General features: G+C 40.9%; 20 protein-coding genes. 7 read left to right on the forward strand and 13 right to left on the reverse strand.

What is annotated here, in order from left to right; translation table 11 throughout:
- Nucleotides 1–91: 91 nt before the first annotated feature.
- Together C9J12_RS00190 and C9J12_RS00195 are read left to right on the forward strand one after the other, a co-directional pair.
- A complete protein-coding gene (locus C9J12_RS00190) occupies nt 92–556 on the forward strand; it encodes a DUF302 domain-containing protein (protein WP_193944627.1) in 465 nt (154 codons plus the stop codon).
- A 345-nt stretch (nt 557–901) separates the two neighbouring features.
- A complete protein-coding gene (locus C9J12_RS00195) occupies nt 902–1,549 on the forward strand; it encodes a LysE family translocator (RefSeq protein WP_107240877.1) in 648 nt (215 codons plus the stop codon).
- Nucleotides 1,550–1,679: 130 nt separating this feature from the next.
- On the opposite strand, the gene treC is transcribed toward C9J12_RS00195, so the two are convergent.
- From treC to treR, 3 genes are all read right to left on the reverse strand, one after another.
- Nucleotides 1,680–3,359 carry an alpha,alpha-phosphotrehalase gene (gene treC, locus C9J12_RS00200; protein WP_170111698.1) on the reverse strand — a complete coding sequence of 560 codons (1,680 nt, stop codon included), beginning with the start codon at nt 3,357–3,359 and terminating at the stop codon, nt 1,680–1,682.
- An 87-nt stretch (nt 3,360–3,446) separates the two neighbouring features.
- Entirely contained in the window at nt 3,447–4,889 is a 1,443-nt protein-coding gene (gene treB, locus C9J12_RS00205; RefSeq protein WP_227876238.1) for a PTS trehalose transporter subunit IIBC, read from the reverse strand.
- Between the two features lie 235 nt (nt 4,890–5,124).
- The gene (gene treR, locus C9J12_RS00210) at nt 5,125–6,075 is read right to left on the reverse strand and encodes a trehalose operon repressor TreR (protein WP_107240880.1); all 951 of its coding nucleotides are present in this window, start codon (nt 6,073–6,075) and stop codon (nt 5,125–5,127) included.
- 503 nt (nt 6,076–6,578) lie between these two features.
- On the opposite strand from treR, the gene C9J12_RS00220 reads away from it, so the two are divergent.
- Nucleotides 6,579–7,751, forward strand: coding sequence for a Card1-like endonuclease domain-containing protein (locus C9J12_RS00220; protein ID WP_107240881.1), 1,173 nt, complete (start codon nt 6,579–6,581; stop codon nt 7,749–7,751).
- Between the two features lie 190 nt (nt 7,752–7,941).
- Here the strand turns inward: C9J12_RS00220 and udp are convergent, their stop codons facing one another.
- From udp to C9J12_RS00260, 8 genes are all read right to left on the reverse strand, one after another.
- Nucleotides 7,942–8,709, reverse strand: a complete 768-nt coding sequence (gene udp, locus C9J12_RS00225; protein ID WP_107240882.1) for a uridine phosphorylase — start codon at nt 8,707–8,709, stop codon at nt 7,942–7,944.
- Between the two features lie 393 nt (nt 8,710–9,102).
- Nucleotides 9,103–11,589, reverse strand: coding sequence for a zinc/cadmium/mercury/lead-transporting ATPase (locus C9J12_RS00230; protein ID WP_107240883.1), 2,487 nt, complete (start codon nt 11,587–11,589; stop codon nt 9,103–9,105).
- Between the two features lie 163 nt (nt 11,590–11,752).
- The gene (locus C9J12_RS00235) at nt 11,753–12,226 is read right to left on the reverse strand and encodes a response regulator (RefSeq protein WP_041393988.1); all 474 of its coding nucleotides are present in this window, start codon (nt 12,224–12,226) and stop codon (nt 11,753–11,755) included.
- A gap of 10 nt (nt 12,227–12,236) precedes the next feature.
- On the reverse strand, nt 12,237–13,562 hold the full coding sequence (locus C9J12_RS00240; RefSeq protein ID WP_107240884.1) for an ATP-binding protein: 1,326 nt from the start codon (nt 13,560–13,562) through the stop codon (nt 12,237–12,239).
- A gap of 23 nt (nt 13,563–13,585) precedes the next feature.
- Nucleotides 13,586–15,001: an SLC13 family permease gene (locus C9J12_RS00245; RefSeq protein ID WP_107240885.1), complete on the reverse strand. Its 1,416-nt coding sequence runs from the start codon at nt 14,999–15,001 to the stop codon at nt 13,586–13,588.
- 530 nt (nt 15,002–15,531) lie between these two features.
- Entirely contained in the window at nt 15,532–16,938 is a 1,407-nt protein-coding gene (locus C9J12_RS00250) for an MATE family efflux transporter (RefSeq protein WP_227876251.1), read from the reverse strand.
- Between the two features lie 200 nt (nt 16,939–17,138).
- Entirely contained in the window at nt 17,139–17,555 is a 417-nt protein-coding gene (locus C9J12_RS00255; RefSeq protein WP_107240887.1) for a CBS domain-containing protein, read from the reverse strand.
- Nucleotides 17,556–17,831: 276 nt separating this feature from the next.
- Nucleotides 17,832–19,142 carry a DUF945 family protein gene (locus C9J12_RS00260; RefSeq protein ID WP_107240888.1) on the reverse strand — a complete coding sequence of 437 codons (1,311 nt, stop codon included), beginning with the start codon at nt 19,140–19,142 and terminating at the stop codon, nt 17,832–17,834.
- Nucleotides 19,143–19,328: 186 nt separating this feature from the next.
- On the opposite strand from C9J12_RS00260, the gene C9J12_RS00265 reads away from it, so the two are divergent.
- From C9J12_RS00265 to C9J12_RS00280, 4 genes are all read left to right on the forward strand, one after another.
- Nucleotides 19,329–21,263, forward strand: a complete 1,935-nt coding sequence (locus tag C9J12_RS00265; protein ID WP_107240889.1) for an ATP-binding protein — start codon at nt 19,329–19,331, stop codon at nt 21,261–21,263.
- A 10-nt stretch (nt 21,264–21,273) separates the two neighbouring features.
- Nucleotides 21,274–21,774: a response regulator gene (locus C9J12_RS00270; protein WP_107240890.1), complete on the forward strand. Its 501-nt coding sequence runs from the start codon at nt 21,274–21,276 to the stop codon at nt 21,772–21,774.
- 124 nt (nt 21,775–21,898) lie between these two features.
- A complete protein-coding gene (locus C9J12_RS00275) occupies nt 21,899–22,894 on the forward strand; it encodes a 2-hydroxyacid dehydrogenase (protein WP_107240891.1) in 996 nt (331 codons plus the stop codon).
- Between the two features lie 363 nt (nt 22,895–23,257).
- On the forward strand, nt 23,258–23,800 hold the full coding sequence (locus C9J12_RS00280; protein WP_107240892.1) for a hypothetical protein: 543 nt from the start codon (nt 23,258–23,260) through the stop codon (nt 23,798–23,800).
- 132 nt (nt 23,801–23,932) lie between these two features.
- Here the strand turns inward: C9J12_RS00280 and dsdC are convergent, their stop codons facing one another.
- Both dsdC and C9J12_RS00290 read right to left on the reverse strand, forming a co-directional pair.
- On the reverse strand, nt 23,933–24,847 hold the full coding sequence (gene dsdC / locus C9J12_RS00285) for a DNA-binding transcriptional regulator DsdC (RefSeq protein WP_107240893.1): 915 nt from the start codon (nt 24,845–24,847) through the stop codon (nt 23,933–23,935).
- 96 nt (nt 24,848–24,943) lie between these two features.
- On the reverse strand, nt 24,944–25,531 hold the full coding sequence (locus C9J12_RS00290; RefSeq protein WP_107240894.1) for a TfoX/Sxy family DNA transformation protein: 588 nt from the start codon (nt 25,529–25,531) through the stop codon (nt 24,944–24,946).
- Nucleotides 25,532–25,697 lie beyond the last annotated feature (166 nt).

Below are 25,697 nucleotides of genomic sequence, written 5' to 3' on the forward strand. Positions count from 1 at the left end.
CTAAATAGGCAGACATTTACGCTGGAAAATTGATTAGATAGTTATTTAGATTAATCACATTGAACAGGATGGTTTGACGATGAAAAGCATAATGGAAAAAATATTAAAACGAACACTATTGAGCGCTACACTATTCTCTCTCGCCATCCCCATGGCTTTTGCTAACAATGGATTAATCAGTGTAAAGAGTGCACATACTGTAAAAGTCACTGCAGATAGGCTTGAACAGATATTGAATGATAAAGGCATGACGGTTTTTGTTAGAATTGATCATTCGGTGGGGGCAAAACATGTTGGTGAGGTGTTACGCCCCACCGAGCTCATTATTTTTGGCAACCCTAAAGTGGGAACACTTTTAATGCAGTGTAGCCAAAGTGCTGCAATAGATTTACCTCAAAAAGCCTTGATCAATCAAGACGAAAAAGGACAAGTGTGGTTAACCTATAATAGCCCTGACTATTTAGTTAAAAGGCACAATATTAAAGGCTGTAATGAAGTCATTACCAAAATAGAAACAGCTTTAGCCAACTTTTCAAAAACAGCTACTATGCCCTAAAGCTCTAAACTAACACCCTCATATTCTGTGGTTGTGATGAAAAAACAACCTGATCGAGTTTGAGTATCATGCCTTTTTCAATAGGGAGGTCTGTTAAGTATGTACGATATTCGAAAATTGTCTTAATACCGGAACAAGGTTCACGATCAAACAGTGATGACTTCCATCTCTTACAGGAACACAACAATTAGATCAGAATGCTTACACCCCAGAACAACATCAGCAACAAAAACCAAAAATAAGAATATATCTAGCAATTAACGCCAGTTAATCTAAACAATAGCTTTAAATATATCCCTACAGCTGTAAAATTCAGCCCTTCACTCTGAAACTGACTCACGAACTATGATTGATTTATCTATTCTTCCAGTGTATTTAACCGCTGTTGTTGCTCTACTACTGATCCCAGGGCCCGACATGTTACTTATCGCCAGCTCTAGCTTAAGCTACGGAAAAAAAGTTGGGATCTTTGCAAGCCTAGGGAATGCAACATCAGGTTTAATACTGACTTTACTGGCTGCAATGGGTGTATCAGCGTTAATCGCCATGAACCCAATCGCATTACAAGTATTGCGTTTATTAGGCGGCGCTTATTTATTAAAAATGGGCTGGGACTGCATGCGTACTAACCCAGTCGATGCGCCAGAAATAGAACAACAAACAGGTTTAGCAAAAACACTGTATCGCCGAGCTGTTATCAGTAACTTGCTTAACCCCAAAGCATTGATCTTCTTCGTATTATTTCTACCACAATTTGTATCGACTCAATCGACAGCAACATCTGGCGAGCAAATGCTAGTTCTTGGCTTGTTATTGAATGTGCTGGGCTTAATCTTTAATTTATTCTTAGTGTCGATGGTAGGAAGCCTTGGTAAGTCATTGTTGAAAAATGAAAAGTTCCGTACTAATCAACATAAAGTGATGGGTTTGGTCTTTTTCATACTGGCAATATGGCTTTTAGCATCACAGGTGCCAACACCCGTAATAAGCTAACTGTATTAAAAACAGTATTTACGATCTGAATCGCCACAAAAGAAAAGGCTTTAACTGCACTCTTTAATAAGAGCAAGTTAAAGCCTTTTTTATACCAATCTAGATAAGTCTATTTACACTGTATCAACCATTACACTTTATCAATCAACAGCACCAAGCATTCATACGGCTTTAATTGTACTGTTTGGCTTACTGTTCGATCTTGATAACCTTCATAGTTACCTAAGATATAACGCCCCAGAGAAGCATCAATATCAGACGGTAGATCGCACTCAATATCAGTACCATAATAATTGTTAATACAGACAAGTAGTTGCTGTTCTGACTCTCTGCTATAACAAAACAGCTGCATGTTATCTGGCATTAAATCGCTGTAATCTCCCGTTGTGATCACTGCAATCTCTTTTCGTAATTCAATCAACTTACGGTAGAAATAGAAAACAGAATTGGGATCTTCAACGGCTTGCTGTGCGTTTATCTCGTGATAGTTTTCTGCAACAGCTAGCCAAGGCTTACCTTGAGTAAATCCAGCTTGCTCGGTAGCATCCCATTGCATTGGGGTACGGGCGTTATCGCGGGATTTTTGCGCCAAAATAGCGAGCATATCCGCTTCACTTACACCTTGTTGATTTACCATGATGTCGTACATATTGGTACTTTCTACATCGCGGTATTGTTCTATCGAGGTATAAGCTGGGTTGGTCATGCCAATTTCTTCACCTTGATAAATATACGGCGTACCCTGCATCATATGAATAGACGTCGCGAGCATTTTGGCTGACTCAACTCGGTATTGCTGATCATCCCCTAAACGGCTGACTACACGAGGTTGGTCATGGTTACACCAGAATAAAGCGCCCCACCCTTTGCCGTTTAAGCCTTGTTGCCAATGGTTAAAAATCTGCTTAAGTTGCAGAAAATCAAACGGTGCTTTGGTCCACTTTTCACCATTTTCATAATCAGCTTTTAGATGGTGAAAATTAAACACCATAGACAGCTCTTCACCGTCATTCGCTGAATACTGCTGACAGTGATCCAAGGTTGTCGATGACATTTCACCCACAGTTACTGAACCGTATTTTTGAAAAACGCTTTCACTGATATCTCTAAGATACTCATGTACACGTGGGCCATCAGTATAGAAACAACGCCCATCACCGATTTGATCATTTGGGAAATCTTGTTGTTTAGAGATTAAATTAATCACATCTAAACGAAAACCATCGACCCCTTTTTCAGCCCAGAAGCTAATGACCTCTTTCACTTCATCCCGAACTTTTGGGTTTTCCCAATTCAAATCGGCTTGTTCTTTAGCAAAAAGGTGCAGGTAATACTGATTGGTTGCTTCGTCTAATGCCCACGCATTGCCACCAAACTTAGATGCCCAATTCGTTGGCTCTGCGCCATCAACCGGATCTTTCCAAATATAATAATCACGATATGGGCTTTGCTTATTGCCTAGTGCCGATTTAAACCATGCATGTTCAGTCGAGGTATGATTAACCACAATATCCATAACAATACGGATACCTTTTTGATGCGCTTCATCTAATAGCAGGTCGAAATCGCTCATGGTGCCAAAATCTGGATTCACATTATAGTAATCAGATATATCGTAGCCATTGTCGATCATCGGTGAACAATAAATCGGGGTTAACCAAATCGCATCAATACCTAACTTTTGGAGATAACCGAGCTTTGAAATAATCCCTTTAATATCGCCCGTGCCCTGACATCCGCTGTCACAAAAACTTTTAGGATAAATCTGATAAATGGTCGCTGTACGCCACCATTCATTATGCTCTGTCATCATGCTTATTTACTCGAAGAATGTTGGGCAACGTTTTGTTGCCCAACAATTTACATTTTTATAGGAAAGGACGTCGTATTAATACAATCAGTTAGCTACTTCCTGTAACTTATCATCTTGATCTATATCACCCTTGGCTTGGGCGCGCTTATAAAGTATTAACGTTAAGGTCAGTGGTACAGCCATAGCCACCAGCATAGCAATAAGATAAACCGTCCAATATTGTGGCTGAATGGATAAAATACCCGGTAATCCGCCCACACCGATGCCATTTGCCATCACGCCCGCGCTGCCACAAATACCCGCGGCTATAGCGGCACCTATCATTGCGCTTAACATTGGAAATTTGTATTTCAAATTGATGCCGTACATCGCAGGCTCAGTCACGCCTAAGAAAGCAGAAATAGCGGCAGGCACTGAAATTTCACGTTCATTGTGTTTTTTGCTGATCCAAATAATACCGACAACCGCAGAGGCTTGAGCAATGTTTGATAATGCAATAAGCGGCCAAATCGGTGTTCCGCCCATATCTTGCATCAACTGTAAATCCACAGCGTTGGTTGTATGGTGAATACCCGTGATAACCAATGGTGCGTAGAAAAAGGCGAAAACCATTGAACCAAGAACGGCAAAGTCACCTGTCATTGCAACTTTAGCGGCATAACCTACAGCATCGCCAATAGCACGACCGAATGGACCAATAAATGCGTGCGCTAAGATAACGGCAAGAATCAACGAAATAAACGGCACGATCACTAGATATAAATAAGAAGGGATAATACGTTTAAGGTTGGTTTCTATAAACGCCAATGCCATACCGGCGAATATTGCCGGAATAACCTGCGCTTGGTAGCCCACTTTCTCTATCACAAACCAGCCGAAATCCCATACTTCTGGTACTTCTTTACCTATCAGATAAGCATTCATTAACTGAGGCGAAACCAGAGTGATACCCAGCACAATACCCAGAATAGGCGTACCCCCAAGCTTTTTCACCGTAGCCCAACACACACCAACGGGTAGGAAGAAGAAAATAGCTTCGCCAATCAGCCACAAGAACGAATGAACGGTTGACCAAAATTGACTAATTTCGACTAAAGTTTTGCCATCGAACATGCGAATATCGCCGATGACGTTACGGAAACCAAGAATCAGACCACCTGTAATGATTGCCGGTAATAGAGGCACAAAAATTTCAGCAAGGTGAGAAATACTTCTTTCAAGCAGGCTCATGTTCTGACGAGCGGCAACCTTGGCTTCTTCTTTTGATGCTCCCGCATTTCCCGTAATGTCGGATAACACCTTATAGGCTTCATCAACTTCAGTGCCAATAACTACTTGGAACTGCCCCGCATTGGTGAAACAGCCTTTCACTGCTGGAATTTTCTCGATCTCTTTAACGTTTGCTCGCTCTGTATCGTTAAGAACAAAACGCAATCTGGTTAAACAGTGGCTAACGCTGGCAATATTGCCTGCGCCGCCAATCAGTTCAACCAAACGTTCAATATGCTGTCGATTTATTTTACTCATGCCAATGTCCATTATGTTGTGAGGGTACGCTTAGCTTATTTTTATCTTTAGTTTTAACTTTAATCAATGGGAACATTCCCACCAACTGGCGATTATAATGACAAAACACTCGCAAACATTAAATGGGAACATTCCCATAACGTGAAAGAGTTCACAAATAGAGAGCGATTTTTCACTCTTAGTGTTTATATAATTATGGCTTAATGCGACATTAGGAAGAAGCTCAATACAAAATCTATTGAGCAATCATGGCTTTTTGCGTGAGGTGTGTGACATCGTGGCAACCAGCGAGTTGCTTGATAAGTAAAGAGGCCGACGCCTTACCTGCAGCATAATAACCAGGATCAATACTGAAGGTATTGGGAAATATAAAAGACAATAAATCCGTTGCGCCCACACCAGAAACCAATACATCACTGCGGTCTAATTCTTGTAAACGCTTCGCCACTCCCATCGCTAACGTGTCACTTGCACACACAATCGCTTCGGTTTCAGGCTTAAGCACATGATCTGTCAGTTCATAAGCGCTTTCATGACTAAGTTGGCCAGTCTGATAACTTGGTTCAATATTGGCAGATTCACAATATTCAATATACGCATTGAGGCGCATTAAACCTGTCGTTTTATCGCTAGGATCAACACCGATAAAACTAATGTGCTGCTTACCCTGCTGTTGAAGGTTAGCCATTGCCAGCTCAATAATGCCATAATTATCGTAACCAACAGATGAGATCTGTCCGGTGTCCACCGCAATAACAACGGCTTTGTGATTCAAACTTTCCACAATCGACAAGTCACAACCGCTAAAGCCAAATAAAATCACCCCATCTACATTGCGCTTTTGCAGTACAGACAAATGCTCGTTGGTTTTTTCAGCACTAAATTGGCTTTCCATAATGACGGCATCATAACCTGCCGCATAAATCACATCCAAAATACCACTCACCGCTTTGTTCTCTGAGGGAGAATCTAGCCGTGAAATAATAACCCCCACCACTTTCGCACTGCCGCCTCGCATCGCTTGGGCTGATTTAGATGGCACAAAACCTGATTCTTGAATGACTTGTTCAACTCTTTCTCGGGTTTCAATCTTCACTTTTGGATCATTGGTTAACACACGTGAAACGGTGGATTTGCCAACCCCAGCTAACTTTGCAATATCTAAAATGGTGAGTTTTCTAGTCATAACTTCATTCTGGCTTATAAGAACAGTTTCATTGTCGCCGTCGGCATCAATAATTCAATCCTTTTTGTTATTAAAAAAGAAAAACGCTTCATTCATCCACTTTTTTCATTAAAAATGCTTTTTTTATCAACACTCATGCCTGTGGCAACGCAACTATTGCAAAAAGGTATAGTCTTATAAAAAGTACCATAAGATAACAGAATGACTTTGATAGTAAGTAGTTGGGCTAAATATGACTAAAAACGTTTAAGTGAACGTTATCAATGTATGCCACCTTTTTTGTTCAGCTTTGAAAAAACTGACAATATCCAAACAAAAAAGGGAGCAACATCAGATAAGTTGTATTTTGTACGATAAATTAGACTTAAGATCTGCGATAGCTTGAAAAGCTTTAACGCTATACCCATATCTTTTAGTAATAAAAAATAAAAATAACTTTGTGCTAGCATTTTTCTCCTCCATTTTTCTCGTAATGCACACAGGGTACAAAACCAAGGATTATTATGAATACTCACGTTGGCATTATCGATCAAGATCCCGTTAGGTTGATCACCCCTTTGCTTGATCACGGCATTCCTGCCGATAGAATGATCTTTATTGGCACTCCCAGCCAAAAAGCACAATATGAACGCCTCGCATCCATACTGACACCACGTAATATTGATGCTGAATTTTTTGAAATACCAGATTCAATTAATATTACTTGCCTTCGCGAACGCCTAAATTCTTTAGCTGATGATCTAAAAAAGAATCATCAAGAAGTATGGTTTAACGCGAGCTGTGGATTACGTCACCGTTTACTGTCTGCTTATGAAGTATTCCGTACGTTTCATTGGCCTATCTATGTTATCGAACCTTATAGCGATGAGATGTGCTGGTTATACCCGTCTGATCGCAAACAGCAGCAGGTTGAAGATCGCATTCAATTAAGCGATTACTTAACAATATTTGGTGCGCGTTGTGAGCTACCAGAAACAACAGTAACCGATGAGCTCAATGACCAACTATGGGATTTGGGGCAGCGTTGGGCGGGTTCGGCGTTAGAATTAGGGCCTGGACTGGCCACATTGAATTACCTCGCGACTACGTGCCGTAAAGAACAAAAATTAGATGTCGGTTTAAGCGAAAAGCAACAAGGCTACAAAGAATTAGGCATGCTAATTAATGATTTGCATGAAACTGGTTTAGCGACTTACGAAAATGGCATTCTTACTTTTAAACACGAAGAAGCCCGTCGTTTTGCTAATGGTGAGTGGTTAGAAAATCTGGTTCATAGTACGGTTCGTGCAATACAAAACGAGTTACCAACCATTCAAGACCATTCATTAAACGTGCAAGTTTACCGTAAGATTGGGGAGCGTGAAGTACGTAACGAACTCGATGTGGCAACACTGGTTAATAACAAGCTGCATATTATTGAATGTAAAACGAAAGGCATGCGTGACGACGGTGATGATACGCTCTATAAACTGGAATCATTACGTGACCTACTTGGCGGCTTACAAGCACGAGCAATGCTAGTGAGTTTCCGCCCATTACGTCATCACGATTTAGTTCGTGCACAAGATTTAGGTTTAGCGATTATTGGCCCTGATCAGTTAGGTGAATTACAAACTCACTTACATAACTGGTTAAAAGGTGCAGGTGGCCAGCCGCACGATCACAATATTGCCTAACCCTTTATTTCACGAGCATTTCAATGATCAATAAAAAGCCACTGACAGTGGCTTTTTTATACCCCGCAAACAGCTATTTCTTTTCTCACGGAATGATAAGCATAAAAAAACCGATGCGCTGGCATCGGTTTTTAAAATCGTGTAGTACTCGTTAACGATTAGATTACGCGTACAACACGCAAGTAATCACTTACTCAGCTAGCATGCGACGAGCAGCATCAACAACCACTTTAATTGAACGCGTTTCAGTTGCTTTTAATAACGCGTGATCAGGGATTTCTTTCTGAGTGCGGTTTACAATAACACCCGCAACACAGCCTGCACGTAGACCTGAACTTGCACACATAGTTAATAGCGTTGCTGATTCCATTTCGAAGTTCAACACGCCCATGTCTTGCCATTCTTGCATTGAACCTTGGAAACGCTTAACAACACGACCACTGAATGTATCGTAACGCTCTTGACCTGGGTAGAACGTATCACTTGAAGCCGTTACGCCCGTGTGTACTGTTGCGCCTTCTTCTACAACAGCTTGCTTCATTGCAGTTGCCACATCGAAGTCAGCGACTGCAGGGAATTCCATTGGTGCAAAGTGTAAACTTGCGCCATCTAAACGTACTGAACCTGTTGTTACAATCATATCGCCAACATTGATATGTGGCTGAATCGCACCTGTTGTACCAACACGTAGGAATGTACGAATACCAAGTTGTGCTAGCTCTTCTACTGCAATCGAAGTAGATGGGCCACCAATACCTGTAGAACACACAATTACAGTTTTACCGTCAAGTACACCACGGAACAATGTGTACTCACGTGAACTTGCTAAAAACTCAGGGTTATCCATTAGGCTGGCGATTTTTTCTACACGCGCTGGATCACCTGGAATAATTGCTAATTCTGCGCCATTAAGATCTGCTTTTGTCACACCTAAATGGAAAACTGTAATATCAGACATAATCATATCCTTGTTATTGTTTATGGCTCTGCATAGGGGAATCAGAGGTTTATTAATAATATTGTAATGTTTAGGCAGTATTCAAATCTGTTACAACAAATTGAACACTCTCAAAACACAAAGCAACGATAGCCTATAGAACCGCACTTTTGAGTGACCAAAGTCACAACTAACAAAAGACACCTAATTACATCTCTCACTAAAAAGTGACAGCGATCACGTTAAATCGATTGCGCGTGCTTAATATCACAAAAATAAAACATCACAAAAAACAGGTAAAACATTTTTATCGACACAATAAATAAGAAAAACCCTCTACCTTTTTCAAGATAGAGGGCTTAATTATATTACTTAGTTACTTCATAGCGATTACTGAATTTTCACTCAGTTTACTTAGACTTTGTTCTTTGGTTCAAAGCGAAGCAATCTTAATGCATTCAACGTCACTAACGCAGTCGCACCACTGTCAGCTAAAACAGCTACCCACAATCCAGTTAAACCAAATAACGTTGTCACTAAGAAAATCGCTTTCAGACCTAATGCTAACCCAATGTTTTGACGAATATTATTTAAGGTCGCTTTAGATAGCTCAATCATCACTGGCAATTCTGATAAGCGGTTATGGGTAAGCGCTGCATCTGCAGTTTCTAAAGCCACATCTGTTCCGCCGCCCATGGCAATACCAATCGAAGCCGTTTTCATTGCTGGGGCATCATTAATACCATCACCGACCATAGCAACATGCGATTTTTCATTCGCAAGTTGTACTTCCGTCACTTTATCAGCAGGCAACAAGCCAGCGCGGTACTCAATACCAATCTCGCCCGCAATGGCGGCAGCTGCACGTGGGTTATCACCCGTTAACATTACTGCCTTTATTCCCATTTTCTTCAGAGCAGATACCGCTTGAGCAGCATCATCACGTAAATTATCACGCCATGCGATCATACCAACAGCAATGCCATCTCGTACCACTACAACCAATGTTTTACCTTGTGCCTCAAGCGCTAATACTTGAGCGTTTTGCTCGTTAGTCAATATAACGGATTCTGTTAATCGGTCTGCAGCACATAGCAATACCGTCTCACCATTTATAATGCCTTGTATGCCACGTCCAGGTAGAGCTTCACGTTCTGCCGCTTCAATCACCGTTAAACCACGATCTTGTGCTGCTTTTACCACGGCCATTGCCAGAGGATGTAATGAACCCATTTCAACCGCAGCAGATTGCGCCAACAGTTTATCGTCGTTGCCATCCCAGCTTACAAGGTCTGTCATTACAGGTTTACCCTGCGTTAATGTTCCTGTTTTATCAAACGCAATAGTCTCAATATGGCCTAATTGCTCTAACGCTGCACCGCCTTTAATTAAGGCACCTCGTCGTGCGGCTGCCGCTAACCCTGATGTAATGGCAGCTGGCGTTGAAATTACTAATGCACACGGGCATGCGATCAATAGCAATGTTAAGCCTCGGTAGATCCACTCATCCCAAGATTGTGCAAACAGCAAAGGTGGAATCACAATAACCAAAGCAGCAAACACGATCATTGCCGGAGTATACCAACGACTAAAGCGGTCTAAAAAGCGCTCAAGTGGGGCTTTACGTGATTCTGCATCTTCAATCAGATGTAGAATACGATCAATTGCGTTCTCACCTTGTTCTGAAATGATGGTTAAGCGCGCAACCTTGTCAACCACTAGCGAGCCGGCCATGACTTTCTCGCCAGGTATATGTTCAACAGGAACCGATTCACCTGTAAGAGCACTTTCATCAAAGCTAGCAATAATATCAAGTAACTGTGCATCCGCAGGCAAACGCGAACCCGGAGCCACTTCAATCACATCACCTTTCTGTAAATCTTCGGCAGCAATCTTCACTCTTGTACCATCAGCACGAATAACCGTTGCTTCTTCTGGCACCAGATCCATCAAAGCTTTTACACCACTACGTGCGCGAGCCGAGGCGTATCCTTCCAACTGTTCCCCGATAAGAAATAATAACAACACCATTGCTGCTTCGGCGGTTTCACCTAAGTACAATGCACCGATGGCTGCAATGCTCATCAAGGTTTCAATCGAAAACGGTGTGCCTGATTTAGCTAATACAACGGCTTTTTTAGCTATTGGGAATAAGCCTAAAATGCTGGTCAGAGTGAACGCTATTAAGCCCATCTGTTCAGACACTTGGCTTACCAGAAATGACACCGCCATCATGCTTGCAATGGCAATAACTGCGAAATTTTGCTTTATAAAATGAGGCTTTTCTTGTTTTTGTTGTGATTTACGCCCAGTGATTAATTGGAACCCGGTTTTTTTCGCTTTGGCTTCAATCGCTTCAACCATATCGGCTGACTGACAATTTACCACCAGCTTTTCTGTTGCAAACATCACTTTGGCACGTTCGACACCATCAAGGGTCATGAGTGACTTTTCAAGTTTGCTCGCACAGCTTGGACAATCCATACCCAGTACTTTCCAGCTTTGGCTATGGCCTAAATTTGATTGCGTTAGCTGTTCTTCAAGCTTTTTTTCTTCTTCTTTCTGCTGTTCTAACGAAACGTTAGATGTACTACAGCAAGATGTTGAACAGCTGCTTTCACTTACAGGGGCACGTTGATGATCATGCTGTTCATCCTTTGAATGCGAATGCTGATGAGTGGGCGAAACGTCATAAAGATGAGGAGAACTGGAGGCAGGACCTTCAGCATTTGAATCACCATCGCCATTACTTTCTGTTTCAGTTGATACAACAGTCGCGGTATTTGTCGCACTACAACAATCGGTTGATGTGCACGCTTCTACTTGAACAGAGTTACTCTGCACCGCTGTAGGTGTAATGCTATGGATATGAGTTTTTTTATTATTGCATTGAGCACACATAGGTCACTCTCCTTAATCACTATTTTTATTCTAGCTTGGTGGGCTTTTCCACCTGCAATAACTATAAACCTTGGAGTTGAATCCAAGGTCAATAAAAAAGCCAAAATAATTTATTTTGGCTTTCTGTTGTTCATAAATATTTGAATATGATGAAAAAGTATAACTAGCGTAAGCGCCTAAAGATAACACCGTTATCCAGTATGTCAGTCCAAGGTTGGTAGTCTAACCCCATATCAAATATATACTCTGTGATTAGACTTCGTGCAGATGTCAGTAAAACTTCTGCTTTCCACGGTTTTTCAAAATAACTTTCGATACGGGCACGGTTTATTGCCGCAATCGTATCTTGATGGGTTGCTTGCCCTGTCAGTAATACTTTTTTGGTACGAAGGAAACGTGAGTCTTGTGATATTTCGGTTAATAACTCGACACCGGTTTTCCCTGGCATAACATGGTCTGAGATCACTAAAGCGATAAACTCACCTTCTGCATCTAGTTCGTCCATTAGCTCTAATGCTTCATCAGCCGACTCACAATCTTCAACATGAAAGTAATCATTTAACGGTGCTAAATCTTTAAGTACAGCGCTAAGCACTTCCCTCTGGTCATCTACACAGATGATATTTAACTTTTCCATAACCGTCCCTCTACGCAATAGGCAGCTTAATTCGAAATTTTGTTTTTTCTGGATCACTTTTAAGTGCAATCGTACCGCCGTAGCTCTGTACGATACGTTGCACAATAGATAACCCCAGCCCTAAGCCAAACGACAAACCTCCTTTTTTGGTGGTGAAGTTTGGTTGGAAAATTTTTCTACGAGTCACTTCTTCTATAACTGGTCCGTTATTGCTGATAGTGATTAATAGTCGATTCTTCGAGCAACGGGTAATAATCTCTATATGCGGATTATCCGTATACTCCATTGCATCACAGGCATTTTTAATGATGTTAACCCACACCTGTACTAACTCTGTCACACTCGCGTTAATGGTTGGCAGTACTGCTGGTCGCAATACGACATTGACACGACGTAAATTACTTTGCAGTAAAGCCAACGACTTATGGATGGTGTCATTCACATCGACATCTGGCTGACGCGCTTGATCACTACCCCCTAGCTGCTTAACTGAACGCACAATACTTGCTGCATGTTTACCGGCTAAACGCATGTCATGAAGATCGCGCCCTATATCCCAATACTGTAAGGCTTCATCCAAATTGGTAAGCCATAAGTCAGGCACATCACCCTTTGGTACCGCTCGGGCTAATTGTCGAGCTTGGTCACGGTCTAATCGATACATCTCTTGCAGGATCTTCGCTCGCTTGCGAACTTCAGCAGATGTTGCAGATTGTCCATCACAAATACCCGAGTCTAAAAAAGGCGAGACTTCTGGTTTATTTTCTTCAAGAAAACGACAGATAGAATTCTGAACACCTTCTGTTTTACTGCTTAATACCCCTACGGCATTATTCAATTCATGAGCAATACCTGCGGCAAGTTGACCTAGAGTAGTCATTTGTTCAGCGGCATACAGTTTCTGTAATGCTTGTTCTTTTTCTATGGCCTCTAACCCAGTCAACATTTGGCGCTGAGCTAATTCATGGACCATTACCGGCATAAACTGCTCAACCAATGAGCCGTAGATTTCAGGCTCAATGGGTTGAGTGTTTAAATCAATCCACGCAATTTCACTGTCTTTTTCTGCAATTACTGTGGTTGATGCCACTAATGTTTGCGCAAAATAACTATGCACACCAAAGAACATGCCTTGTTCAACACGAAAGACTTTTGCCGTAAGACCACTGGTTTCATTTTGAAGAGACCCAGATAGCTCTCCCCTTTTAACCCAGTACAATTTGTCGTTGAAGCCATCCTGCTTTAAGACCTGCGTACCTGCGCGAACAGAAACCGTTCGTGCGCTGTGACTAAAATAAACATCGACAATACGCTGTAAAGCCTTCGGTTGATGCATCAATACACCCCTTTAAGCACTTATTAAATATGATCGATAAGGTGTAATAACCAAATCATTACGAAACTCATTAGCACACCAACAATACCAATAATGACACCTACACGTGCCATCTGATTACTTTGAACATGACCTGTCGCATGCGCTAGCGCATTTGGTGGCGTACTGATGGGTAAAGACATACCAAGAGAAGCCGCAAAAGTAACAACAAGGATAAGTGTGATTTCCCCTCCCAGCGGAGTGAGCGAGGTCATGGATGTGCCTAACGCCGCCATTATTGGCATTAATAAGTTAGCCGTTGCCGTGTGAGACATGAAATTGGCCATCAATAAACACAATATCGCCGCCCCTGCTAACACAACATATGGCGAGTAGTTATCAAATGGGATGCTATTCACCATAAGGCGAGCTAACCCCGTTTGATCGAGTGCTAAACCGAGCGCGATACCACCAGATACTAACCAAAGCACATCCCAAGAGATCTTCTTCAGATCTTCTTTATTGATGATGCCTGTTAATGAAAATATCGCGACAGGAATAAGCGCAACAGTGTAAGAATTCATACCGTGTGATGAACCCATTAACCACAATAAAATGGTTAAACCAAAGGTAATGTATACCGTGATTGCTTTCGGTGTTTTAAGAAACTTACCCTTAATGGTCAGTTCAATTTTCTCTTGCTTCGCAGGGTAAAGGTAGTTGATAAGAAACCATGCAAATACGAGTAAGATAGCGACAAAAGGCACGCCAAAGAACATCCACTCCCCGAACGAGATCATGTTATCTTCTGATATATACTTCAATGCGATCGCATTCGGTGGGGTGCCAATCGGCGTACCAATACCACCAATATTCGCCGCGACAGGTACACAAAGTGCAAAGGCTATTTTACCCGGATCTTTCACGCCAAATAACGCAATGACTGGCGCAAGAATAGATAACATCATCGCCGTGGTGGCGGTATTCGACATGAACATCGAAAAAATAGCGGTGATCAACATCAGCCCGAACATGACATACTTGGGCTGAGTACCAAACGGCTTTAACAGTACACGCGCAAGGTTAACATCGAGGCGGTATTTGGTTGCAGCCATTGCAAGGAAAAAGCCCCCTAAAAACAGCATAATAATAGGGCTAGCAAACGTTGCCATAATGTCGCTAGACACTAATAACTCACCAAAATGTGCTTGCCCTTCATCCTGACGGAACAGGTATAACCCTTTATCAGAAAGCAATAACAACTCAAGAACAATAATAACCACTGACGTCGCATAAATAGGGATAGGTTCAAGTACCCAACATAATGCAGCCAGTAAGAAAATGGCTATTACACGCTGTTGAACAATAGTAAGCCCTTCAACAGGAAATGCTGACGCTGGCAGTAATAAAATTATGAGTGGAATTAAGATTGGTACTATGTACCGGATGTACTGACGCATAATGATGTTATTCCCTTAAAACAAAAAATGAATCTGTTGTTCACAACTTCGGTCTATTCCTTTGTCGCTGTTTATTATTCTTAAGCAATACAACATTGGCATTGCGCATATAAACAGTCGTTCTTGTTGGTGGAATGGCTCTGAAAAGCTGTGTTTCACTGCTGATTTGATAACCTAACTATAATCAACAACTACTCTAAGACTTTAGTAGTACTCATTTTGGGTGTAAAAGGACTACTTTTCTTCGTTATAGATCAATTATTTTGTGAAATGTAAGTAAGTTTTAATTAAATAGTTATAGTTACGATTGTTCATATACAAGGGATTAAAAGAGTAAACCAACAAAAATGGAGATCTAAATCACAAATACAACTAAAGCGTGATTTACATCACCTTTATTGGGCGTGTTATATAAATAAAAGTATCTTCAACAAAAAACGCCTTCAACAAATTGTGTTAAAGGCGCTCGGGTAGATTTTATTCATTACGTTGGTGCAGTGATGTTCGTTAGAAGTGCATATCAGTAACCATTATTGCGGTTTAGTTTCCTTGCTGAATGTTTCTTCCAAGACATCTTCTGATGCCATATAGGTACGAGAAGAACAAAATGGCGTCATTGGTACACTTGGCTCTAGCACTTCCAATTCTTGCTGTTTACGTTCGTGATCGTGTCCCATTTTTTTCACTTGGCGAATCACCAAAAAATAACCCAAGATCCCGAAGACTATAGAGCCTACCGCCTGCCCCATTAATACCCCACCAGCACCAGCAATTTGACCGCCAAGAATTACAAATGGAATCGTGCCGATGGTTGCTTTACCCATATTCAATGCCGTTGACCATGTAGGACGATTCAAGTTATTGAAAGCAGCATTTGCCACAAACAATGCACCATTAAAAATAAAGGTAATTGCCACAAAAGAGCAAAAGATCATCACAATTTCGGCGGAATCGCCTTTTAGGCTAAACATACCTATGAGCAAATCTTGCCCTAGCCACAATACGATTGATACCAAGACACAATAGAGAGAGGTAAATAACATCGCATCGCGTAACGTGCGGTTAATACGATCCCAATGACCTGCACCAAAATTTTGCCCAATAATAGGGCCTACTGCACCAGATAAAGAGAAAACCAACGCGAAACATACTGGCATGATTCGACCTATCACAGCGTAACCCGCGACATAATTCTCGCCAAATTGAGCAATATTACTGGTAACAATGGCATTACCTATTGGTGTTGCGGTATTAGTTAATATGGCAGGGAGAGCAATTTTATATATGGTTGGAATGTATAATTTAAAGACACTAAATTCTGGTTTTGCCACGAGATTGTGCTTGTAAATAACGGCATAAAGAGAAAAAACCATTACCGCTAAACGCGCAAAAACTGATGCAATTGCCGCCCCTTGCACCCCCATTGATAGCCCAAAAATAAGTATTGGGTCCAATATTGCGTTTACACCGCCACCAATTAATGTGGCGACCATAGAGCGTCGAGCATCTCCAACTCCACGAAGTGCTGCCCCCGCAGACATAGAAATAGCAATTAAAGGGGCGCTAGGTAGTAAAATGACCAAGTACTGGGTAGCCACTTCAGCGACTCGCCCTTTCGCACCAATCATGCTTAATAATACAGGCAGTTGCCAAAGCATGACCGTTACTAAAATTGCGCTGATGATAAAGGCAAATATCATCACATTAACGGTTAGTACTCTGGCTTCATCTCGTTTTTGCGCCCCTAAAGCCCTTGAAACAAGTGCACCAGCCGCAATAGAGGTACCAATAGAGGCAGATATCGAAAAGAAAACTAATGTACCCGCAAAACCAATTGCAGCCGCAAGCTCAACCTCACCCAACATACTAATAAATAGCATGTCGAGTAGATCAACCAAGAACAGGGCCATTAAGCCAATAGCCCCTGTACCCGACATAACGACAATGTGGCGCATGGGTGAGCCAGTCACAAACTTCGCGTGCGTGTTATGTGTTTTATTTAAGGGATCTTTCGCTTCTGACGTTTGTGCCACATGCACTCCATTCTTTTTATAATAAACGGCACTTTATCGTTCGATCCTAAAAAAGGCGCATAAAGCGCCCCTTTTAACGTATTTAAATAATCATAGACTCAAAATCAAACTGGGTGCTTAAAGCATTCACCAATCTGGGTACTAATTGCCGTTAATACATCACGGCGAGTAATCACTCCAACCAATAATCCATTGTTAACGACAGGATAGATTTTTGGTTTTTGACCAGACATTACTTCTGCGAGTTCGATAATTGAATCTTCAGGTGAAACAGTCAGTACATCTGGTCGCATGCAATCATCGACATTGTGTGTGTCTTGGCAGTGATAGCCCACTTTCAATAGCTTATGAATCATATCTTGTTCAGACAAAAAGCCAACCACACGTTTCTGCTCGTCGATTACTGGTCCGCCAATCTGCTTAGCCGTAAGCAGCTTATCAAGAGCGACCGATAGCGACATATGCTTATCAAATGTGACTGGTCGACTATTCATATAATCTTTTACTTTTAATGATTCCATACATCCCCCAAACCTATTGTTATAACAAGAGAAACAAGTTACGAGCTTTTTTATTATTGCCGGATACCTGCTCCGATAAACTAAGTGTCGTCTATTTCCTTGAAATTACTAAATCGAAATTACTAATTTTATTGATAGCTAAAAACTATCACTCAACGAAATATCTGTTTTCCACTTATAAAAAAGCCCTTCTGCTCACTAATGATTAGAAAGCAGAAAGGATCTTGCATGTACTATGCCATTATTCAGTAGCGAGACTTGGCATCATCAAAGTGCTTACATGAATAACATCAGCAGCATCGTAATCGGTAATTGATCACCCGACGCTAAAACAATTTGATCGCCTTTGATTTGCATTTGAAGCTTATAGTTACCATCTTCAAGTACAACCACGCCACCCTGCTCCATCATTTGTGCTCTTTCCAGAAGAATCGGATCTTCATCTACAATTGCTTGAGGCAAAATCAAACTAATTTGACCTGATAGTTTTTCAGATATTTTAGCCATGTTTTCAGAAGCACGAGCAAGACCAGGCGCAATGTCTAAAGTAATATTACTGCTCACATCACCCTGTGGTGCTGTAACACTCAAATCTTCAAGCTGAATCTTTAAGCCTTTAGCAACCAGTAAATCAAGTGCTAATGCCGCTTCTTGCGCCTGAGCTTGTGTCATATTTTCATTCAAGTCATCGGCCATATCACCCAAACGGCTTAGCGCTGAATAATTTAAGTCCGAAAACGCTAACTTGAAATTCAGATTGGTAAATTCATCACCATTTAAAGAGACAATTTTACCAATCGTCGCTGTATTCGTATTGGTCATTATCTGGTCGTTAGTATCAGATGCTTTTGCATCAGCTTGCGTTAATACGTTGCTCATACCAACGCTCATGTCTTCAAGAGACACTTGCATCTCATTTATCTGATCAATAAAGCTAACGCTTTTTAATGCAAAATCCTGATTACCAATCCAGAATTGACCATCAAGTATCCCTTTTGCACTACCAGATAAACCAGTAAGTACCATGGCTTCATTTGCAGTCGTAGTCAGTTTCGCTTCTGGTAAGGCATATTCAAATTCGCCATACCCTTTCGCATCCACCACTCCTTTTAGCACTAACGCACTGGTATCCGCTTTTGCCCCTAATTCTTCAACATATGACATAGGGTTAACCGTAATCGTGAAATCCGTTTTACGTGTAAGTGCTGTTGACGCAGTAAAAGTAATAGGTGAAACATCTTTTCCCCATATTTCAGCAGCAATCGGTTTTAAATCATCATCAAGTACTAACTGACTTTCAGATGAAATACCAAATACGCCATGCGTCATTTTGCTGTCAATATGCCAAACAGTTGGCAAGCCTTCTTCTTCAAAGAAAGGCTTAAAGGCATCTTTAATTTCAACACGAGAAACGACATCAGAAGATAAGTACCCACGATCGTAGCTTTCGCTGGTGATACTTACATAAGGGCTATCATATTTTCCGACTGTATCCAGATAAATTCGCTCTCCAACCTGACCAGTTGCAAAAGGCCAACACAGCACAATTAACACTGCACCCGCACCAGCAGCCGCTTTCTTCAACATATCACTTCCTAAAATAGTTTTATAAACACAGTTAGTTTATTACAAACAGCAGTAATGAGGTATCGATATCCCTATGAATCAAACAGTAAAGAGAGAATAGTTTACAGGTTTGCTAGATGCCTCTCAGTCCAATATGGCGAATTATTCTACACTTTTAAAGCCAATGAAGTTTATAAGGATATAAGGGTGAATAGTTTTGTCATTTTGTGCCTCGATGATGATCCAAGGATCATTGAACAGTTAAGCAAAGAGCTTGTCCCCTTTGCTAACCTGTTCGATATTATTAGTGCTGAAAGCATAGAAGAAGCGCATGACACACTTGAATTTATCGCACAAAATGGTCAACGCGCTGCAATGGTTATTTGTGATAATGAGCTTGGCAGTGACAATGGCGTTGATTTTATTATTGGGCTAGACCAGCACCCTGTAACCCAAAAAGCACGAACCATCCTGCTCAATGATAAACCCCAGCTTGATGCCATTATGCAGGCTGTTAATGAAGGACGGCTCAATTACTGCCTCACTAAGCCTTGGAATAAAGAAGAGCTTAATCGTGTATTAATTAAAGAATTAACGACATACATTCTTAAAAACCCCCAAGAAGATTGGCTGCAATACAGCCATACCTTAGATCATCGTCGTATTCTTAAAGCCCATATCGACCGTCAGATGTCTAATTTTCGCTCCGGTTTTATTCAAAATACCAACAGCCTTGACGACGATACGCTTGCAAAACAAGTAGCCGATGCTTTACATGACTTTTTTAATGGTAATGATGAAAGCCGAGCGTGCCGCACATATAGCGAAGGACACTTATTAACCAAAGAAGGCACATCGAATAACTTCCTCTGGTTAATTACCCAAGGAGAAGTGGCTTTATATAAAGAAGATGATGAAGGATGTAGACATGAGGTTGTTCGCATCGGTGCCGGACATTTAGTGGGAGGTATGTCATTTGTAACCGGAGAAACCTCATTCTCGACCGGTGTCACCCTAGGAAAGACTGACGTAATCAAGCTTGATCGTCAGTTATTTACCAAGGTCATGAATTCACGTAATGAATTACTCCCCCTTTTTACCAACCTTCTATTACGTAATTTTAATCGTCGCTTACAAGGCAGCATTAAAACCGAACTACGATTACAGCAAACGTTAAAATCACTCGATAACGCTCACCTACAACTTGTTGATCAAGAAAAAATGGCTATTCTCGGTCAATTGGTCGCAGGTGTTGCACATGAACTGAATAATCCGGTATCAGCAATTTTAAGAGGCAGTGAAACACTTCAAGAAACTATCGGTAAACTGACTGAATCTGAGTTAGGTCTAGAAAACCAAAGGCGCGGTAATCATATTCTGCAACAAGCGATGCAATCGAGGCCATTATCCACATCAGAAACTCGCCAACGAGCTAGACAATTAGAAAGCCAACTGGGTGATCGTCAACTTGCACGCAAAGTGGTTCAGATGGGCATTGATGATAATGAACACCTTTCTAATTGGTTATTGCCGCAAAAAAATCAATTAAAAGAAGTGATGAGCGAGTGGGAACACTACTACCAAATGGGCAACTTTCTGCGCTCGATTAATGTTTGTGCACAACGTATTGCTGATTTAGTCAAAAGTCTAAAAAGTTATGCCAGACAAGATGATGAAAGTACACACACCGTCGATATTCATGAAGGGCTAGAAGATACCTTGGTTATTTTTGAGAACCGTTTAAAGCGTCATCAAGTTACGAAAGAATATACCCCATTCCCTCTTTTTACCTGCCAGCCCATTGCCCTACAGCAAGTATGGACAAACCTAATTGCGAATGCTTTAGATACTGTTACTGAACCGGGTGAAATTCGTATCAAAACCCAATATTCACCCGGTAGTAATAAGCAGTCGATGGAGATTGTTATCGAAGACAATGGCAAAGGTATTCCACTAGAACAACAGAAAAAAATCTTTGAATTGAATTACACCACTAAGCGAGAAGGAAACTTCGGGCTAGGTATTGGCTTGTCGGTTTGCCAACAAATAATCAACCAACATGATGGAGATATTCGGGTTGAATCTGAACTCGATAAATACACTCGAATGATTGTAACGCTGCCGATTAACCACAGCAGCTAACGGAGAGCATATGAACAAATACCTCATCCTATGCGTCGATGATGAGCGAGAAGTATTAGACAGCGTATTTCATGATCTCGCCATACTTGAAGAGCACTTCATGATTGAAGCGGCAGAATCTGTCGATGAAGCTAAAGAAGTACTTGCCGATGCCATTACCGATCATATACCGCTGGCGTTGATTTTATGCGATCACATAATGCCGGGCGAAAAAGGCATCGATTTTTTAATTGAATTAAAGCAACGACCTGAAACAAGAAAAACCCGTAAAGTCTTATTAACAGGCCAAGCTGGATTAGAAGAAACAATACAAGCCGTCAATAATGCTAGCCTCGATTTTTATGTATCAAAGCCTTGGAATGGCGACAAATTAAAAGAAATAGTTATTGATCAATTAACCACCTATATCATTGAGAACGAAAAAGACTTAATGCCATGGATCAGAGTGCTTAATACTGAACGCATCATGCAGGCGCTAAGCGACAATCGTTTATCTTTATCTGACATTTAATTGTCATACAAACTTTTAGAAATCGTTATAAAGTGTTATCTTGATCACAAAGAATAACCTGTCGGGTTAGTCAAGTATTCGCTTACTAATCCGACTGAATAACAGTTATCCAAAAGGTAGCCTTATGAAAGTTGCAGTCTTTAGCACTAAAAAATATGACCAAAAATCCTTTGAATTGATAAATACCAATTATCAGCATGAGTTAACATATTTTGATTTCCGTTTAACCCAACAAACGGCAATCATGGCGCATGGATTCGATGCTGTTTGTGCTTTTGTAAACGATGATTTAAGCCAACCTGTACTTCAAGAACTCGCCAACCACGGTATTCAACTCATTGCGATGCGCTGCGCTGGTTTTGATAAGGTTGATCTTGATGCTGCTGAACAATTGAATATTCAAATTGTTCGTGTTCCAGCCTATTCCCCTGAAGCCATTGCTGAGCATACCCTTGGGCTTATGTTGAGTTTAAACCGTCGTATTCACCGTGCATACCAGCGTACTCGTGACGCTAATTTCTCGTTAGAAGGTTTAACGGGCTTCAATTTCCATGGCAAAACGGTGGGGGTGATTGGAACCGGTAAAATAGGTATTGCGACGATTCGAATACTTAAAGGGTTTGGCATGAACATTCTCGCTTACGACCCGTATGAAAACCCTATCGCTATCGAGTTAGGGGTCACTTACACCACATTAGAAGATATCTACCGCCAAGCCAATGTCATTACTTTGCACTGCCCGATGACCCAAGAAAATTATCATATGCTCAATGCCGATGCCTTTGATCAAATGCATGATGGCGTGATGATTATCAACACAAGTCGTGGTGGTCTACTTAATTCTATCGATGCCATTGAAGCATTAAAGGCCAGTCGAATTGGTTCACTGGGTATTGATGTTTATGAAAATGAACAGGATTTATTCTTTCAAGATAAATCAAATGATGTGATTAAAGATGATGTATTTAGACGTTTATCTTCATGCCACAACGTCTTATTCACTGGACACCAAGCATTTCTAACAGAAGAAGCACTGGGCAATATTGCTGATACGACACTCAACAATATTTTATTATTTGGTCGTAATATCCTGTCAGGCAATGAGCTTATTAACAAATAGATTAATACCGTTCACCCAAGTGATTTTAGCGAACATATTAAGCTAACTTAGATACATCAAGACGGGAAGTGATATTACTTCCTGTTTTACGTTTTATAAGCGAATTGATACCCAAACCATTTAAATCACAGCCTTTCACTATTAAATAAAAATATCTTATTCATTCTAATCGTAAATATTTATATCAAAGTTCTTGCACATAAAAACAAATCATGTCAGAAATCACATTTATTTGTGACTTTCGCTGCATTTTTAACCTCATACCTATCATTTTTTCAAATAAATGCATTAATAATCTATTATTGATAATCTTTGTCCATTAAAATAATGTCCATTATATTTATGCCTCCATGGACCTCTTTCATGCGTAAAATTCTTTGTGCCACTGGCATCTTGTTAGCATCTGTTTCAGTTGCTCATGCAAATACATCAACAATGAGTAACTTTAGCTACGATTACGCTGAAGCTCGTATTGGTATTAGCCCGCTGACTTATGGTGCTGGTTTCAGTAAATCAATTCACCCAAACGCTCACATTATTGCTAGCGTTGATACTGAATTTGATAGCGATTGGAACCTAGCGGCTGGTGTTGGCTTCCATGCCCCAATTAATAACTGGGCAGACGTAACTGGTGAACTGAAACTTCGTAATGAAAAAAGCGAAAAGCACGATGGTTCAGGCGGTAAAGTAGGAATGGAAGTAAACATTGGTGTTCGTCAATGGCTTGGTCCACAACTTGAAGTCGGTGGTCTAATCGGACATACAAGTATCGATGATGATGATAATGTCATCGGAGCAATCTACGGTCGCTTCCATGCCACTGAACTGTTTTCTATTGGTGCTGAAGGCCGTTTTAACGACACTTACGGTGACACTGTTTTGCTGACAACACGCTTTAAGTTCTAACGTCTGTGCTTATCGCATTACTCGCTTATATTGACGAGTAAAATGATGAATAAAAAAAGTCCTATATTAGGACTTTTTTATTATCTGTTATAAGTTGCATGGAAGTGTTAACACACTTTAAATACGCTGCATTTATTCAACGTTAGCAATCTCATCTGCCAGCCAATCTTGGAAGGCTTTCACCCGTGGCGAAGACTTCATATCTTGTCGGCAAACTACGTAATAACTTAATGGTGATTTCACGGGCATATCAAAAGGTATCACTAACCGTTCATTTGCTAGTTGCTCTGCGATAAATGACATTCTGCCCATTGCGACACCAATTCCCCTTTCAGCGGCTTGTAACGCTAAATCTGAGCGATCAAAAGTACAGCCAACTTCAGGTAAAGTTATCCCTTGTCGTTGTGCCCAATATTGCCATTCATCATTACGCCCCGCCCTTGCCCAAGGCGCCGCATCATGAAGCAACATACACATGACTAAGTTATCAGGGCGATCATACAAATTGTACCTAAGCGCATATTCGTGCGTACATACCGGAAGCATGCTTTCATCCATTAACTTTTCTGAATGTAGGCCCGCATATTTACCATGACCAAAATAAATTGCGCAATCAAATGTTTCCGTTTGAAAATCGATCAAATCATTACGGGTACGAAGATGAAAACGTAATGCAGGGTATTTATCGATAAAGCTTTTAATACGTGGCATTAACCACGTCTGTGCAAATGTAGGAGGTGCTGACACATTGAAATCACCGCTTAACTCCAACGTTTTCAAGTCACGAATTTCATGTGCTATGTCACCAAAATTTTGAGCAACCACAGCTTTTAGGCGTTTACCTTCATCTGTCAGTATCACTTTCCTTGGCTGTCGAATAAATAGCTTCACCCCAAGACTATCTTCAAGGTTCTTAATTTTATGGCTAACAGCACTTTGCGTTAGACACAAAACTTCTGCTGCTCGAGTGAAACTCATTTGATCTGCTGCAATCAGAAAGCAATGAAGCCCAGAAAGTACAGAGCCCGTTAATTTAGGTAGTTGCATAATGCCTCAAAATGGCACAAGAAAGAGGCAGTATAATAACAAATAAAATAGCCACCGATAATCAGTGGCTAGGGAAATACGTAACGTATCTGTTTATTATTCAATGGCGTTCAAAAGTTTCTCTTTATGGTCATCATTCAATAATGACCAATGGCAACCGTTGATTGCGCCAGCAAACATCCAAAGCAACTTAAGATCGATATCAGCCCCGTGCGTTTTACGCACTTTACGGAAGACTTCAGCAGCACCCAATAAAAGAAAGCTGTTCACATCTGGAATACCGGCTTTTTTAACCATTCTTTCAAGCGTTAAGCGCATATTGGGTAAATCACGTAGACGTCGACTCTCTTCTGAGCATTTAAACGCCTTCTCTTTTTGTGAAAAAGAGATAGATTCATTGATAAGTGAGTGGCATTTATTTTTGTCACGTAAAAACAATTTCGTTATATCATAGTAGTTTACAGTTGCCGTGGTGCTTTTTTTAATATGTTTAAACTTCAGGCAACCTAATTGGAGTAATTTATCATCTAACTCACCACCACCACGAATAAATATCGTGGTATCCGTTAGAATTGCATACATAGCCCCATGAATGAAAATCCCAGTCCCGCCAAACATTGACCGTTTTTCATAACACCCAAAGTTGCCTAAATACGTTAAATAATCTTCCTTGAAAGCTGACACAGCATGTCCTCCGGTTAAGCGCTAATGGTTTCGATTATCCAGTAACGCCACACATCACGACGTCAACAAATTGACTTTCTCATATCCAATTTATAAATTCCACATATGAAACAAGTAACAGTCACTTTTGAGATTTAAGGCATATTATTTAACGCGAAATAAGGGA

The organism is Photobacterium frigidiphilum, assembly GCF_003025615.1.
Lineage (GTDB): Bacteria > Pseudomonadota > Gammaproteobacteria > Enterobacterales > Vibrionaceae > Photobacterium > Photobacterium frigidiphilum.